This is a genomic window from Micromonospora sp. NPDC047134, from assembly GCF_040643455.1.
GTDB lineage: Bacteria > Actinomycetota > Actinomycetes > Mycobacteriales > Micromonosporaceae > Micromonospora.
The window spans coordinates 15,094-29,853 of the sequence record NZ_JBEYUI010000007.1 but is presented as its reverse complement, the minus strand read 5'-3'; the positions used below and the strand labels follow the sequence as shown (position 1 = coordinate 29,853).

The 14,760-nt window shown below is 69.3% G+C and carries 12 protein-coding genes and 3 pseudogenes; 9 read left to right on the top strand and 6 right to left on the bottom strand.

The genetic code is table 11. The annotated features are described in order from the left end of the window. Positions 1-122 precede the first annotated feature (122 nt). From recA to rny, 6 genes and pseudogenes are all read left to right on the top strand, one after another. Positions 123-737 (top strand): annotated as a pseudogene (recA, locus tag ABZ795_RS11385) (recombinase RecA); the annotation flags it as partial. Further along, positions 729-1,841: pseudogene (locus ABZ795_RS11380) on the top strand (recombinase RecA); the annotation flags it as partial. The pseudogenes recA and ABZ795_RS11380, both read left to right, overlap by 9 nt. Then, positions 1,842-2,273: pseudogene (locus tag ABZ795_RS11375) on the top strand (recombinase RecA); the annotation flags it as partial. It abuts the pseudogene before it with no gap. 12 nt (positions 2,274-2,285) lie between these two features. Then, entirely contained in the window at positions 2,286-2,978 is a 693-nt protein-coding gene (locus tag ABZ795_RS11370) for a regulatory protein RecX (RefSeq protein ID WP_357530233.1), read from the top strand. A 26-nt stretch (positions 2,979-3,004) separates the two neighbouring features. Next, entirely contained in the window at positions 3,005-3,709 is a 705-nt protein-coding gene (locus tag ABZ795_RS11365) for a 3-keto-5-aminohexanoate cleavage protein (RefSeq protein WP_357530232.1), read from the top strand. A gap of 621 nt (positions 3,710-4,330) precedes the next feature. Continuing rightward, positions 4,331-6,097: a ribonuclease Y gene (rny, locus tag ABZ795_RS11360; protein ID WP_357530231.1), complete on the top strand. Its 1,767-nt coding sequence runs from the start codon at positions 4,331-4,333 to the stop codon at positions 6,095-6,097. Positions 6,098-6,200: 103 nt separating this feature from the next. On the opposite strand, the gene ABZ795_RS11355 is transcribed toward rny, so the two are convergent. The 4 genes from ABZ795_RS11355 to ABZ795_RS11340 form a co-directional block, all read right to left on the bottom strand. After that, positions 6,201-7,073, bottom strand: a complete 873-nt coding sequence (locus ABZ795_RS11355; RefSeq protein ID WP_357530230.1) for an amino acid ABC transporter permease — start codon at positions 7,071-7,073, stop codon at positions 6,201-6,203. Beyond that, positions 7,073-7,747: an amino acid ABC transporter permease gene (locus ABZ795_RS11350; protein ID WP_357530229.1), complete on the bottom strand. Its 675-nt coding sequence runs from the start codon at positions 7,745-7,747 to the stop codon at positions 7,073-7,075. Before ABZ795_RS11350 ends, ABZ795_RS11355 begins: the two co-directional genes overlap by 1 nt. An 81-nt stretch (positions 7,748-7,828) precedes the next feature. Then, positions 7,829-8,692: a glutamate ABC transporter substrate-binding protein gene (locus tag ABZ795_RS11345; protein WP_327022136.1), complete on the bottom strand. Its 864-nt coding sequence runs from the start codon at positions 8,690-8,692 to the stop codon at positions 7,829-7,831. 59 nt (positions 8,693-8,751) lie between these two features. Beyond that, positions 8,752-9,507, bottom strand: coding sequence for an amino acid ABC transporter ATP-binding protein (locus ABZ795_RS11340; RefSeq protein ID WP_327022135.1), 756 nt, complete (start codon positions 9,505-9,507; stop codon positions 8,752-8,754). A gap of 182 nt (positions 9,508-9,689) precedes the next feature. Here ABZ795_RS11340 and selD point away from each other — a divergent pair, with 182 nt between their 5' ends. Together selD and ABZ795_RS11330 are read left to right on the top strand one after the other, a co-directional pair. Beyond that, entirely contained in the window at positions 9,690-10,679 is a 990-nt protein-coding gene (gene selD, locus ABZ795_RS11335; RefSeq protein WP_327022134.1) for a selenide, water dikinase SelD, read from the top strand. Positions 10,680-10,892: 213 nt separating this feature from the next. Further along, the gene (locus ABZ795_RS11330) at positions 10,893-11,372 is read left to right on the top strand and encodes a hypothetical protein (RefSeq protein WP_327022133.1); all 480 of its coding nucleotides are present in this window, start codon (positions 10,893-10,895) and stop codon (positions 11,370-11,372) included. A 90-nt stretch (positions 11,373-11,462) separates the two neighbouring features. Here ABZ795_RS11330 and ABZ795_RS11325 read toward each other — a convergent pair whose 3' ends face one another. Then, on the bottom strand, positions 11,463-11,672 hold the full coding sequence (locus tag ABZ795_RS11325) for a DUF2277 family protein (protein ID WP_327022132.1): 210 nt from the start codon (positions 11,670-11,672) through the stop codon (positions 11,463-11,465). A gap of 52 nt (positions 11,673-11,724) precedes the next feature. Here ABZ795_RS11325 and miaB point away from each other — a divergent pair, with 52 nt between their 5' ends. Next, positions 11,725-13,227, top strand: coding sequence for a tRNA (N6-isopentenyl adenosine(37)-C2)-methylthiotransferase MiaB (gene miaB, locus ABZ795_RS11320; RefSeq protein ID WP_357530228.1), 1,503 nt, complete (start codon positions 11,725-11,727; stop codon positions 13,225-13,227). 44 nt (positions 13,228-13,271) lie between these two features. On the opposite strand, the gene ABZ795_RS11315 is transcribed toward miaB, so the two are convergent. Beyond that, the gene (locus ABZ795_RS11315) at positions 13,272-14,663 is read right to left on the bottom strand and encodes an RICIN domain-containing protein (RefSeq protein ID WP_357530350.1); all 1,392 of its coding nucleotides are present in this window, start codon (positions 14,661-14,663) and stop codon (positions 13,272-13,274) included. Positions 14,664-14,760 lie beyond the last annotated feature (97 nt).

Here is a 14,760-nt window from a genome sequence, read left to right as displayed (position 1 = left end):
CAGGCAGGTGCTCGTCCACAGGCCACGGCAGGTCGGCTGGTTTTCTGTCGGACCCAGCGCCTAGCGTGTGTCGCGTGACGCGAAGCTCAGGAAAGACGCCGGCGAAGGCAGGGGTGGCAACGATGGCGGCAGGGCCTGACCGGGAGAAGGCGCTTGACCTTGCTCTCGCTCAGATCGACAAACAGTTCGGCAAGGGCTCGGTGATGCGGCTGGGGGAGCGGCCGGTCGTGCAGACCGCGATCATCCCCACCGGCTCCATCGCGCTCGATGTGGCTCTCGGCGTGGGGGGTCTGCCCCGGGGGCGGGTCATCGAGATCTACGGCCCGGAGAGCAGCGGTAAGACCACGGTCGCCCTGCACGCGGTGGCCAACGCCCAGCGCAACGGCGGCATCGCCGCCTTCATCGACGCCGAGCACGCACTCGACCCGGAGTACGCCAGGGCCCTCGGCGTCGACACCGACGCCCTGCTGGTCTCCCAGCCGGACACCGGCGAGCAGGCGCTGGAGATCGCGGACATGCTGGTCCGCTCCGGCGCGCTGGACATCATCGTGATCGACTCGGTGGCCGCGCTGGTGCCGCGCGCCGAGATCGAGGGTGAGATGGGCGACAGCCACGTGGGTCTCCAGGCCCGGCTGATGAGCCAGGCGCTGCGGAAGATCACCGGTGTGCTCAACAACACCGGCACCACCGCGATCTTCATCAACCAGCTCCGCGAGAAGATCGGGGTAATGTTCGGGTGTGGATCTTGGGACACTAAGGTCACTCTCGCCGACGGCTCTCAGCAGCCCCTCGGCAAGATCGTAACCGAGAAGATGGACGTCGAGGTGCTCTCCTACGACGGGGAATTGGGGTGCCTCGCCCCGCGCCGGGTCGTCAACTGGTTCAACAACGGCACGACCGAGGAGTTCCTGCGGTTCAAGGTCGAGCGGGCGGGTGGCGGTTCCGGTCGCGGTCAGGCGACCATGTCAATGACCCGTAACCATCTGATCATGACTCCGGGCGGCTGGCGCGAGGCGGGTGAGCTGCTCCCCGGTGACCGGGTGATGTTGGCCCAACCTCACGTATTTAGCCCGCAGCAGTGGCAGTTAGTGCTGGGTTCAGTGATGGGGGACGGTGCCATCTCCGGGCCTGTGCGATCCGATGCCGAAAGCGGTCGTTTCCGGATGGGGCATGGCGCGAAGCAGACCGACTACCTCGACTGGAAGGTCTCCCTGCTCAGCAACATCCGGCACAGCCGGACCTCCAACGACAAGGGCGCGGTGTTCGCCGACTTCACACCGCTCGCCGAGCTTGGCGAGCTGCGGCAGGCGGTCTACCTGGGCGACGGTAAGAAGCACCTGAGCTGGGATTACCTCAAGGAACTGACCCCCTTTGCGCTCGCTGTCTGGTACATGGATGACGGCTGCTTCACGCTGCGCTCCAAGGGAGTGCAGCAGCGTACCCAGGACGGCAGTGGTCGCATCGAGATCTGTGTCGAGGCGATGAGTGAGGGGTCTCGTGAGCGGCTCGCGGACTATCTGCGCGACACGTACAGCCTTGATGTGAGAATCGCACCGAAGGGCACCGGGTCAATCCCGTACCTACGATTCACCACGGCGGCTTCCGAGAAGTTCCAGGAGATCGTCGCGCCTTACATCCCCGAGTGCATGGAGTACAAGCTTCTGCCGAAGTTCCGTGGCCAGTGCGAGGTCAGGCCGCAGTTCATGGAACCCGTGATGTATCCGCTGCCTGCCCGGATCCTCGAGATTGAGGCCAGGCGCGACTACAAGAACATGGACCGGTTCGACATCGAGATCGAAGGATCACACAACTATCTCGCTGACGGAATCCTGGTGCACAACAGCCCGGAGACGACCACCGGTGGTCGGGCGTTGAAGTTCTACGCCTCGGTCCGGCTCGACGTGCGGCGCATCGAGAGCCTGAAGGACGGCACCGACGTGGTCGGTAACCGCACCCGGGTCAAGGTCGTGAAGAACAAGGTCGCCTCTCCGTTCAAGCAGGCCGAGTTCGACATCATGTACGGCAAGGGCATCTCCCGCGAGGGTTCGCTGATCGATGTCGGTGTCGAACAGGCGATCATCCGGAAGTCCGGCGCCTGGTACACCTACGAGGGCGACCAGCTCGGCCAGGGCAAGGAGAAGGCCCGCGAGTTCCTCCGGGAGAACCCGGACGTGGCCGCCGAGATCGAGAAGAAGATTCTGGAGAAGCTCGGTGTCGGGGTCGGCTCGGGCGATGCCGCCGGTGGCCCGGAGCTGCCGCCGGTCGACTTCTGATCGATCTGATCAGTGGCTGGACGACGTGCCCGTACGGGGCGGGGCTGGGATGCCAGTCCGCCCCGCACGGGTGACTCCACACCGCGTCCGCGCCGGGGCCGCCGCACCTCCGGCGACGAGTCCACACCGGGCCCTGGTGCCGCCGGGCGGGACGATGCCGACCAGGTGGCTGCCGCCGGGCGGGACGAGGCCGAGGTGGCCCGGGAGATCTGCCTGCGGCAACTGGCGGTCCGCCCCCGCACCCGCGCCGAGTTGGCCACCGCCCTGGCCCGGCGGGGCATCTCCGAGGAGACCGCCGGCGAGGTTCTCGACCGCTACGACGAGGTAGGCATCATCGACGACGCCGCGTTCGCCCGGGCCTGGGTGAGCAGTCGGCACTCCGGTCGTGGGCTGGCCCGCCGGGCCCTGGCCAACGAGCTACGGCAGCGCGGGGTGGACGGGGACACCGCCAGCGCGGCCCTGGAGGAGTTGGACGAGAGCACGGAGGCGGAGACGGCCCGGGCTCTGGTGCAGCGGAAGCTGCGTACCGTCCGGGGTGAGCCGGAGGCGGTGTTCCGGCGGCTGGTCGGCATGTTGGCCCGCAAGGGCTACCCGCCGGGGGTGGCGATCCGGGCGGTCAAGGAGGCCCTGGCGGCGCAGAGCGCCGAGGCGGCCGAGTTCGCCGAGCAGATCGACGCGGACGCCCTGGCCGACACCGAGGGGTGACCGCCCGGCCGACAGGAGGCGCGAGGATGTTGCAGGGTTGCCTCAACGGGGACCGTGGCCGCGACAGCCATCCTGCCGTGCCGTTGAGCCCTGCCGAGTTGGCGGCCGACGCGGCCCGGTGCGCCGGGCTGGGGGTCGCTGCGGTGCATGTTCATCCGCGTACCGCCGAGGGGGTGGAGTCCCTGCGGCCGGAGGTTGTCGCCGATGCCCTGGTGGCGATCCGCGCGGCGGTGCCGGGCCTGCCGGTGGGGGTGAGCACCGGGGCGTGGATGGAACCGGATCCGCAGGCCCGGGTGGCGGCGGTGCAGTCCTGGACGGTGCTGCCCGACTTCGCCTCGGTCAACGCGCACGAGCCCGGGGCGGAGGCGGTGGCGCGGGCCCTGCATGAGCGGGGGGTCATGGTGGAGGCCGGGCTCTGGACACCCCCGGCGGTCGAGGCCTACCTGGGCTGGCGGGTGCCGGTCGGTCGGGTGCTGGTGGAGTGCATGGCGCCCGCGCCGGAGGATGCCCTGGCCGAGGCGGCCGCTATGCTCGACGCGCTCCCGCCGGGAGGGCCTGGGGTGCTGTTGCACGCCGAGGGTGCCGGGGTCTGGGCGGTGTTGGCGGAGGCGGTCCGGCGGGGCCTGGCCACCCGGATCGGGCTGGAGGACACCCTGTGGCTGCCGGACGGGTCGCCGGCGCCGGACAACGCCGCTCTGGTGGCTGCCGCCACGGCACTGGGGGCTGGTTGACCGGGCCGCTGGGCCGGGGGCCGGGGATCCGGGTCGATAATCGTCTCGATTGTGTCGCTCTGACCGACTCGTGATCAGCGCAGCGTCACGACGCAACTTCGTTCCGTCCGGGTGGTTTGATCATGACTTCTTGACCGGAGGCCCTCGGAGACCTAGCCTCGCCATAAAGGCTCACATTGCCCGACCAAGCGCAGGCTAAGCGCACAACATAGATCGCGTAACAGAACAGCATCACTTTGGCCAGCGTCAACGGCCACTGACGCCAGCTTCGGACAGGCCGGTCCGGGGCCGAGGCGACAACTGCACCTGGCCTGCCGAGGGTCCCCACGGACCGTCGGCAGGGAGAGCTATCCGCGGCCTGCGCTCCGGTCGGGCGTCCAGAGCCGTAGGAGCACGCCCACCGGCGGCTCCTACGGCGCGACGTTCAGGGGAGGCGCGCCATGGCGGGGCGACAGAGGTTCACCGGGTGGCCGGCATGAGCGAGCGTGGCGGGCGGGCCGGCGCGGACTCCGGCGCCGCCGACGAGGATGAGCAGAGCTCCGGGCACCCGGATGATCCGGTATTGCGGCCGGGTGCTGACCGGTGTGGCTCTGCGGCCCTTCGGTGGGGCGGGGTGCCGGCATGAGGGCCCTGGACGTCGTACTCCTGATCGTCGTGCTGGTGTTGACCGTGGTGGTGCTCGCCGCGGCGGTCTTCGGGGCGCGGGTGCTGCGCGGGCTGCAGACGCGACCGGTGCCGGAGGATCCGGCGTACATCGCCGAGAAGGACCGCCAGGAGCAGTCCCTGGCCGCGCTCCGGACGGCCGCCGACGAGGCGAACAGCACCATCGATGTGGCGAAGTCCGCGGCGGCGGCGGCCCGGGCCGAGGCGGCGGCGGCCCGGGCTGAGGCCAAGGCGGCCCGGGCGGAGGCGCGGCGGGTCCTCGACGACGCCCGGGCCGAGGCGGACACCGTGCTGGAACGGGCGCACAAGCAGGCCGAGGCGGACGCCGAGCAGTTGCGCACGGCGGCCCGACGCAGCGGTGAGCGGGAGGTGGCGGTGCTCGCCGCGACCACCCGGGAGCAGGCGGCCGAGGTGGAGCGGCGGGCGGCCCGGATGGACGAGCGGGAGCGGATGCACACCGAGGAGGTGGAGCGACTGGCCGAGCGGGAGCGGCAGCTGACCGCAGCCAGTGCCACGCTCGCCGCCCGGGAGGCCGCCCTGACCGTCCGGGAGGCGGAACTGGCCGAGGCGGAGAGCCAGCGGCGGCGCGAGTTGGAGCGGGTGGCGGGGTTGACCGCCGACACCGCCCGGGCCGAGCTGGTGGAGTCCATCGAGAGCCAGGCCAAGCGGGAGGCCGCGCTGCTGGTGCGGGAGATCGAGTCGGATGCCCGCTCGACCGCGGAACAGCGGGCCCGGCACATCGTGGTCGACGCCATCCAGCGGGTGGCCAGTGAGCAGACCGCCGAGAGCGTGGTCAGTGTGCTGCACCTGCCGGGTGACGAGATGAAGGGCCGGATCATCGGCCGGGAGGGCCGCAACATCCGGGCCTTCGAGTCGGTGACCGGAGTCAACCTGATCATCGACGACACTCCCGAGGCGGTGTTGCTGTCCTGCTTCGACCCGGTACGCCGGGAGGTGGGTCGACTGACCCTGGAGAAGCTGGTGCTGGACGGGCGGATCCACCCGCACCGCATCGAGGAGGTGCACGAGCTGGCCCGGCAGGAGGTGGACCAGCTGTGCCAGCGGGCCGCCGAGGACGCCCTGGTGGAGGTCGGCATCACCGAGATCCACCCGGAGCTGGTGACCCTGTTGGGGCGGCTGCGTTACCGCACCTCGTACGGGCAGAACGTGCTCAAGCATCTGGTGGAGACCGCGCACATCGCCGGCATCATGGCCGCCGAGCTGCGCCTGGACGTGCCACTGATCAAGCGGTCGGCCTTCCTGCACGACATCGGCAAGGCGCTCACCCATGAGGTGGAGGGCAGCCACGCCATCATCGGCGCCGACGTGGCCCGCAAGTACGGCGAGAGTGAGGACGTGGTGCACGCCATCGAGGCGCACCACAACGAGGTGCCGCCGCAGACCGTCGAGGCGGTGCTGACCCAGGCCTCGGACGCCTGTTCGGGGGGCCGGCCGGGGGCCCGGCGGGAGAGCCTGGAGGCGTACGTGAAGCGGCTGGAGAGGATCGAGGAGATCGCCGCCGGCAAGCTCGGGGTGGAGAAGGTCTTCGCCATGCAGGCCGGCCGGGAGATCCGGGTGATGGTCAAGCCGGACGACGTGGACGACATCGGCGCGGCGGTGCTGGCCCGGGACGTGGCCAAGCAGATCGAGGAGGAGCTGACCTATCCCGGTCAGATCCGGGTGACCGTGGTCCGCGAGTCCCGGGTCACCGAGATCGCCCGCTGACCGAGGGGCCCGGCCGCAGCGGCGCGGCGGGGGGCACCTCCACAGACTGAAGCGACAGGGCCGGCCCGAATGGGCCGGCCCTGTCGCGTACGTCGAGGTTCGCTCAGCCTTGCGGCTCGACCGTGGTGGCGTTGGTCGGGGCCTGGTTGTTACGCGGTTTGCGCGCCCGGCGGGTGGCGGTGCGGCGCTCCAGCCAACCGGCGAAGGCGGTCAGCAGGGAGTTGATGATGATGTAGATCACCGCGATGACGATCGCCGCCGGGATGATGTTGCCGTAGTTGGCGGCGAGGTCGTTGACACCCCGCTGGAGCAGCTCGGGGTAGGCCACGATGTAGCCCAGTGCGGTGTCCTTGAGCAGCACCACCAGCTGGCTGACGATGATCGGCAGCATGGCCCGGGCCGCCTGCGGGATCAGGATCAGCTGCATGACCTGGGTCTTGCGCATACCGATCGCGTACGCCGCCTCGGCCTGCCCACCGGGCACGGACCGGATGCCGGCGCGGAAGGCCTCGGCGAGCACCGACCCGTTGTAGAGGGTCAGACCGATCACCACGGCCCAGAAGGCGGTCACCGGACCGTTGATCACGTACGGCAGGCCGTAGAAGATGAAGAAGATCATCAACAGCAGGGGTACGGCCCGGAAGAACTCCACGATCGCACCGGCCGGAATGCTGATCCACAGGTGGTCGGAGAGCCGGGCTACCGCGAAGATGATGCCGAAGGCCAGGGAGAGCAACATGCCCAGCCCGGCCGCCTTCAGGGTGGCCCACAGGCCCGGCACGATGAACTGGGTCCAGGTCTTCGGCTCGGTGAACGGCTTCCACAGCCAGGCTTCCAACTGGTTCGCCTGGTCGAACTTGGTGTAGATCCAGTAGACCAGCCCGAGCAGGGCGACACCGAAGACCACGCTGAGCACGGTGTTGCGCACCTTGGCGCGTGGCCCCGGGTGGTCGTAGAGGACGCTGCTGGTGCTCATCAGCGCTTCACCGCCAGTTTGTTGGCCAGCCAGCCGAAGAAGTAGCCGGTGGGGATGAGGAGCGCGGCGAACGTGCCGGCGAAGACCAGGAAGATCTGGATGACGGCGTCACCGTTGAAGTTGATCAGGTCCTTCATCACGTTGGAGGACTCCATCAACCCGATGGTGCCGACGATCGTGGCGTTCTTGCAGAGCGCGATCAGAATGCTGCCGAACGGCGCGACCACCGAGCGCGCGGCCTGCGGCAGGACCACGATCCGCAGGGTCTGCCCGAAGGTCAGCCCGATGGCCCGGGCCGCTTCGGCCTGCCCGGTCGGCACGGTGTTGATGCCGGAGCGGACCGCCTCGCAGACGAACGCGGAGGTGTAGGTCGACAGGCCGATCACGCCGAGCCAGAAGACGTTGAGGTCCAGATCCTGCGACAGGCTCAGCCCGAGGGTGACGAACAGGCCGAAGTAGCAGAAGAAGACGACCAGGGTGAGCGGGGTGTTACGGAAGATGTTGACCCAGGCTGCGCCGAAGCCGCGCAGTACGGGTACGGGGGAGACCCGCATCGCGGCCAGCAACACGCCGAGCACCAGCGCGGTGGCCGCTGACGCGCCGGTCAGCTTGAGGATCCAGAGGAAACCCGACACGTACGCGTCGAAGTTCTTCGGATCAGTGAATACGTGCATGCTTCGGCTCCCGGGGCACGTGTTGGCGGCCGGTGACAGGCCGGAGCCGGCACCCACGCGGGATGCCGGCTCCGGTACCGGTCATGCGCCGCAGTGGGTCAGCTTGGTGGTGTCCAGCTCGGGCGCGGGGGTGCCGCTCTTGCCCAGGGTGGTGTCCCAGGCGGCCTTGTAGCTACCGTCGGCGGCGGCAGCCTTGAGGATCTCGTTGATCTTCTCGCAGCCGGTGGTGTCGTCCTTCTTCAGGCCGATGCCGTACGGCTCGTCGGAGAAGGTGCTGCCGACGACCTTGAACTTGCCGGCGTACTGGTCCTGCGCGGCGTAGCCGGCGAGGATGATGTCGTCGGTGGTCACCGCGTCAACCTGGCCACCGTCGAGCAGCGGCAGGCACTTGGAGTACGAGTCGAACTGCTGCAGCCGAGCGTCCGGGTAGTTCTCCTGGATCCGCTTGGCCGGGGTCGAGCCGCTGACCGAGCAGACCGTCTTGCCGGCCAGCTGGTCCGGGCCGGTCAGGGTGGAGTCGGACTTGACCAGCAGGTCCTGGCCGGCGATGTAGTACGGGCCAGCGAAGTTGATCTTCTGCTTGCGCTCGTCGTTGATGGTGTAGGTCGCCACCACCAGGTCGACGGTGCCCTGCTCGATGAAGGGCTCACGGTTGGCCGACACGGTGGTCTTCCACTCGATGTTGCCCGCGTCGACGCCGAGGCCCTTCGCGATGATCTTGCCGATCTCGATGTCGAAGCCCTCGTACTGGCTGCCGGTCTGAAGACCCAGGCCGGGCTGGTCGGCCTTGACGCCGATGACCAGCTTCTTCTGGCTCTCGGCCTTGCCGACGATGCCGGTGGCACCGGTGCTGCTGCCGCCCTCGTCGCTGTCGCCGCCACAGGCGGCCATGGTGACCGCGAGACCGGCAGCGGCGGCGACGGCCGCCATGCGCTTCATTCGCATAGGTGTTTCTCCTTCTGGAACGGGAGCCTGCCGGGTCACGGCACACTCCGCTAAGGGGTTTAGTGCGTGAGGATTTTGGAGAGGAAGTCCTTGGCGCGCTCGCTACGCGGGTTGGCGAAGAACTCCGCCGGAGTAGCGTCCTCCACGAGTTTGCCGTCGGCCATGAAGATGACCCGGTTGGCGGCGTGCCGCGCGAAGCCCATCTCGTGGGTGACCACGACCATGGTCATGCCTTCGCGGGCCAGCGAGGTCATGACGTCCAGCACCTCGCCGACCATCTCCGGGTCCAAGGCGCTCGTGGGCTCGTCGAAGAGCATCGCCTTGGGCTGCATGGCCAGCGCCCGCGCGATCGCGGCCCGCTGCTGCTGCCCGCCGGAGAGCTGGGCCGGGAACTTGTCGGCCTGGTTGGCGATGCCCACCCGGTCGAGTAGGGCCAGGCCCCGCTCGCGTACTGCGGCGGGCTTCTCCTTGCGCACCTTGATCGGGCCCAGAGTGACGTTCTCCAGGATCGTCTTGTGCGCGAAGAGGTTGAACGACTGGAACACCATGCCGACCTCGCTGCGCAGCTTGGCCAGTGCCTTGCCCTCCGCCGGCAGTTCCTGCCCGTCGAAGGTGATGGTGCCGGAATTGATCGGCTCAAGTCGGTTGATCGTGCGGCACAGGGTCGACTTGCCGGAGCCGGACGGGCCGATGACCACGACCACTTCGCCCCGACCCACCGACAGCGAGACATCGTTCAGCACGTGCAGCGGCCCAAACCACTTGTTGACCGAGTCCAGCACGATGAGCGGTTCGCCCGTCGTCACGTCGTCCACCGTCCCCCTCATTGCTTTCGGGGTCGGTCGACCCCCGGATGACGGCCACTGTAGGCGGGCTGACGTGGCTGAACACAACTCAGATGGTCACGAGGCGGTAACACCCTGGCGGATCGCGTCCCAGCGTCCGAAATTGCCCGCTCCTGGTGGCGATTTCGGGCGGTGATGTAGATCATGGGAGGGTGGCAGAGCAGGTGCGATTGACCAGGTACGCCCGGGGAGGCGGATGCGCGTGCAAGATTCCGCCGGGTGAGTTGGAGGCGATGGTGGCCGGGCTGGGCCCGGCCGTCAGCTCGCCGGATCTGTTGGTCGGACTGGACCATGGCGACGACGCCGCCGTGGTCCGGTTGGACCCGCACACCGGGGTGGTGAGCACCGCGGACTTCTTCACCCCGGTCGTCGACGACGCCTACGACTGGGGCCGGATCGCCGCGACCAACGCCCTGTCGGACGTGTACGCGATGGGCGGCCGCCCTCTGGTCGCCCTCAACCTGCTCTGCTGGCCCCGGGAGGTGCTCCCCCTGGAGTTGGCCCGGGAGGTGCTGCGTGGCGGCCGTGACGTCGCCCGGGAGGCCGGCTGTCACCTGGCCGGCGGGCACAGCGTCGACGACGACGGCCCGAAGTACGGCCTGGCGGTCACCGGGCTGGTCCGCCCCGAGGAACTGATCACCCTGGACGCGGGGCGGGCCGGACTGCCGCTGTCGCTGACCAAGCCGCTCGGTGTGGGGGTGCTCAACACCCGGCACAAGAACACCGGGGAGACCTTCCCCGAGGCGGTCGCGGCGATGACCACCCTCAACCGGGAGGCGGCCCAGGCGGCGGTGGCGGCCGGGGTGCGGTGCGGCACGGACGTGACCGGATTCGGCCTGCTCGGCCACGCCTCCAAGCTGGCCCGGGCCAGCGAGCTGACGGTGGCCATCGACATCGACCGGGTGCCGTACCTGGCCGGTGCCCGGGAGGCGGCCCGGGAGGGGTACGTCAGCGGTGGCTCGCGCCGGAACCTGGAGTGGGTCACTCCCTGGACCGACCTGGCGGCGGCGGGGGAGATCGACCGGTTGCTGCTGGCCGACGCGCAGACCTCCGGCGGCCTGTTGGTGGCCGGGGAGATTCCGGGCGCACCCGTGATCGGTGAGCTGCTACCGCGCGGCGAGCACCTGGTCGTACTGCGCTGAGGTGGTGCGGGCTGCGGCGTGCCGTGCTTACCCGCGTGCGCGATACCCGATAATCTGTCACCTTCCCGATACTCGCAGCGAGGTGCCTCGGGGAAAATTGCCCAGAATGGTCACAGACCGGTAACTTGCCCCCGCCTGAGGGCAAATGCCCCCCACCATCGTGGGTAGGGCCCGCTCCCGAGGCCCCTGGGACGAGCACAGCGAGGAGGCGGCATGACCGAGCTGTGGAACTGGAGAATCGACCAGGTACGACCGGTGGAGGTCTACCCGGCACTGGCCGATGCGCTCGGTCGGGTGGTGATGCCCCTGGCCGTCGCCGACCCGGCGCGACTGCCGACGTACGCGGTGGTCTGCGACGTGTGGCAGGCGCCCGGGGAGTTCGCCACGATCGTGGACTGTTACGGGGTCCCGGACGGGCTGCCCGAGCTGCCCAGCATCGCGGCACTGGCCCGGCTGCTGGACCGCAACTGCCTGCTGCGGGACGACACCCTGGACGAGACCCGGCACCTGCTGGTCGCACCGGACGGCAGCATCCGCCCGGTGCACTTCGACGTGCGGGAGACCGACGAGGGCGAGGTGCTCAGCGACCGGCGGCTGTGCACCGAGGCCGACCCCCGGTGCCGGGGCTGGTCGCGCTGCCACCGGTCGCGCTGGGCCCCGGACTCGGTGAACCCCGCCCTGGCCGCCGCCTGAGCCTCACCCAGCCGGCCTGAGCGCCACCCAGCCGGTGAGCGCCAACCCTGAGCGCACCCGGCCGGCTGAGCGGCGACAAGGGGCCCTCGCTTACCGGCCGCGGACGACGAGGTCGTCCAGGAGGGTGCGGGTGGCGGCCGCCACGGCGGTCACCGCGGCGTCGAAGGCGGCGGCGTTGTGCCCCGCCGGGGCGCGGAAACCGGAGATCTTCCGGACGTACTGCAAAGCCGCGGCCTGCACGTCCGCGTCGGTGACCTCCGGGGTGTACGGCTCACGCAGGGTTTTGATGCTTCGGCACACGGCTCCTCCTAGTTCCGTCCGACCACAGGGTGCCGGATACGCTGTGCATGTCATGACTACCGCAGCGGCGGGCAGCCCGCGCACCTACCAGGTACGCACCTACGGCTGCCAGATGAACGTGCACGACTCCGAGCGCATCTCCGGCCTGCTGGAGCAGGCGGGTTACATCCGCGCGGGCGAGGCCGAGGACTCCCCGGACGTGGTGGTGTTCAACACCTGCGCGGTCCGGGAGAACGCCGACAACCGCCTGTACGGCAACCTCGGTCATCTGCGTCCGGTCAAGGACCGGCATCCGGGGATGCAGATCGCGGTCGGTGGCTGCCTGGCCCAGAAGGACCGAGGCGACATCGTCCGCAAGGCGCCCTGGGTCGATGTGGTCTTCGGCACCCACAACATCGGGTCGCTGCCGGTGCTGCTGGAGCGGGCCCGGCACAACGCCGCCGCCGAGGTGGAGATCCTCGAATCCCTCGACGTCTTCCCGAGCACCCTGCCGACCCGGCGGGAGTCGACATACGCCGGCTGGGTGTCGATCTCGGTGGGCTGCAACAACACCTGCACGTTCTGCATCGTGCCGTCTTTGCGGGGCAAGGAGAAGGACCGACGCCCCGGCGACATCCTCAGCGAGGTACGCGCCCTGGTCGACGAGGGTGTGCTGGAGGTGACCCTGCTGGGGCAGAACGTCAACTCCTACGGGGTGGAGTTCGGCGACCGGTACGCCTTCGGCAAGCTGCTGCGGGCCTGTGGACAGATCGACGGGCTGGAGCGGGTCCGGTTCACCAGCCCGCATCCGAAGGACTTCACGGACGACGTGATCGCCGCGATGGCGGAGACCCCGAACGTCTGCCACTCGCTGCACATGCCGTTGCAGTCCGGATCGGACGACGTGCTGCGGGCGATGCGCCGGTCGTACCGGGCCGAGCGCTACCTGGGCATCATCGACAAGGTCCGGGCGGCGATGCCGGACGCGGCCATCACCACCGACATCATCGTCGGGTTCCCCGGCGAGACCGAGGCGGACTTCGAGCGCACCCTGGAGGTGGTCCGGGCGGCCCGGTTCTCCTCCGCCTTCACCTTCCAGTACTCCAAGCGCCCCGGCACCCCGGCCGCCACCATGGACGGTCAACTGCCCAAGCAGGTCGTGCAGGAGCGCTACGAGCGGCTGATCGCCTGCGTCGAGGAGATCACCTGGGCGGAGAACAAGAAGCTGGTCGGCGAGCCGGTGGAGGTCCTGGTGGCCGTCGGGGAGGGCCGCAAGGACGAGCGCACCGGCCGGCTGTCCGGGCGGGCCCGCGACGGGCGTCTGGTGCACTTCGACGCCGGGTCGTACGCCGGGGCGATCCGCCCGGGGGACATCGTGCACACCGTGGTCACCTACGCCGCACCGCATCACCTCAACGCCGACGGGGAGCCGCTGTCGCACCGGCGGACCCGGGCCGGCGACGCGGCCGAGGCGGGGCGTGCGACACGTAACCCCGGGGTGTTGCTCGGTCTGCCCACCATCGGTGCCCCGGCCCCAGCGCCCGCGCCGACGACCGGCTGCGCCGTCTCACACTGAACCGGTCGGGGCCCGGTGGAAACCGGACCCCGACCGTCGTACGGTCAGACCGAGATCCGACCGGCGCCCGCGCCGCCGGTCACGATCGACTTCACGCTGCTGGCACTGTCCAGGCTGTAGCCGTACGGGATGCCGGCCACGCTGCCGCCGGACTGCCCGCCGCCGGAGTTGACGAAGTGGTTGTTGCGGGCCACCAGGGAACCCGGACCGGAGTCGCCCTCACCCCGGTGGAACGGGTCCGGGGTGTTCTCGAAGTAGTTCCCCTCGACCAGCACCCCGGCGTTCATCGTGGACGCCACGCCGTAGCCGCGTACGTTGCTGTAGAAGTTGTTGTAGACGTGCACCGGGTTGCCGAAGCGGACCCGAGGGTTGCGCTGATTGCTGCCGTCGAACCAGTTGTGGTGGTAGGTGACCCGCAGCTTGCCGGTGTCCTGGCTGCCGTTGTCGTCGCTGTGCCCGAGCAGCATCGCCTTGTCGTGGCTGAAGATCCGGTTCCAGGACACGGTGATGAAGTCCGACCCCCGCTTGATGTCGACCGCACCGTCGTAGCCGCTGCTGAAGGTGTTGTGGTCGACCCAGATGTTGGTGGCCGACTGCTCGATGTTGATCGCGTCGTCGCCCCAGTTCCGGAAGGTCAGGTTCCGGATGATCACGTTTCGGTCGCCGTTGATGGTGAAGCCGCAGCCGACGATGGTGGCTCCCGCGTTGCCGAGGATGGTCTTGTTGGACCGCACCCGCAGCATCCCCGAGCAGTTGATGGTGCCGGAGACCCGGATCACCGCCGCGCTGCTGGAGTTCAACGCGCTGGTCAGCGCCGAGGCGCTGGTGACCGTGGTGGTGCCGGCGCTGCCGCCGCCGGTGGTGCCGCCGTTCTGGGTGGCCCAGCCGACCAGGCCGGTCTGCGGGGCCGGGTTGGGCGGGGGAGTGGTGCCGCCGCTGCCCAGCCTGATCAGCTGCCAGCGCTGGTTGGCGCCGTCGAGATCCGCGTACTGCGAGACCATCCCGCCGTCAGCGGTGGACCACTGCCACACCTCCAGGGCCTTGCTGCTGTGCCGGTTGATGAACCGGACGTCGCCGTTGGCGGAGTCCGCGAGCCGCCAGTGCTGCTTGGTGTCGCTGCTCGCGGTGACCTGGGTGACCTGCACACCGTCGTTGGAGTTCGGGACGGCGACGACCTTGCCGGAGTGCCGGTTGCGCAGCTGGTAGTAGCCGTTGCCCACGTCGACGAACTGGAACTGCTGATTGTTGCCGTCGGCACGGGTGAACTGCCGGATCTCCCCGCCGTCGGCGGTGGACCAGTTCCACAGATCCATCGCCTTGCCGCTGTTGCGGTTGACGAACACGTATTGCGCGCTGGTGTCCACGGTGGCCGCCGAAGCGGGGGTCACCGCCACCGCCACCACCGCCGCGGGCAGTACGACCGCCGTCGCGGCCATGACCGCCAGTCGCCGGGTCAGGCGACGTGTGACGAGTGCAAGCACGGTCAATCTCCTCATCCTCTGGGTACGCGGAACGGGTCGGACGACGCGCGTC

Coding starts and splice junctions, on each gene's coding strand:
- ABZ795_RS11365 (WP_357530232.1), top strand. CDS start 3,005: ATGTTGCAGGGTTGCCTCAACGGGGACCGTGGCCGCGACAGCCATCCT.
- rny (WP_357530231.1), top strand. CDS start 4,331: ATGAGGGCCCTGGACGTCGTACTCCTGATCGTCGTGCTGGTGTTGACC.
- ABZ795_RS11355 (WP_357530230.1), bottom strand. CDS start 7,073: ATGAGCACCAGCAGCGTCCTCTACGACCACCCGGGGCCACGCGCCAAG.
- ABZ795_RS11350 (WP_357530229.1), bottom strand. CDS start 7,747: ATGCACGTATTCACTGATCCGAAGAACTTCGACGCGTACGTGTCGGGT.
- ABZ795_RS11345 (WP_327022136.1), bottom strand. CDS start 8,692: ATGCGAATGAAGCGCATGGCGGCCGTCGCCGCCGCTGCCGGTCTCGCG.
- ABZ795_RS11330 (WP_327022133.1), top strand. CDS start 10,893: ATGACCGAGCTGTGGAACTGGAGAATCGACCAGGTACGACCGGTGGAG.
- miaB (WP_357530228.1), top strand. CDS start 11,725: ATGACTACCGCAGCGGCGGGCAGCCCGCGCACCTACCAGGTACGCACC.
- ABZ795_RS11315 (WP_357530350.1), bottom strand. CDS start 14,663: ATGGCCGCGACGGCGGTCGTACTGCCCGCGGCGGTGGTGGCGGTGGCG.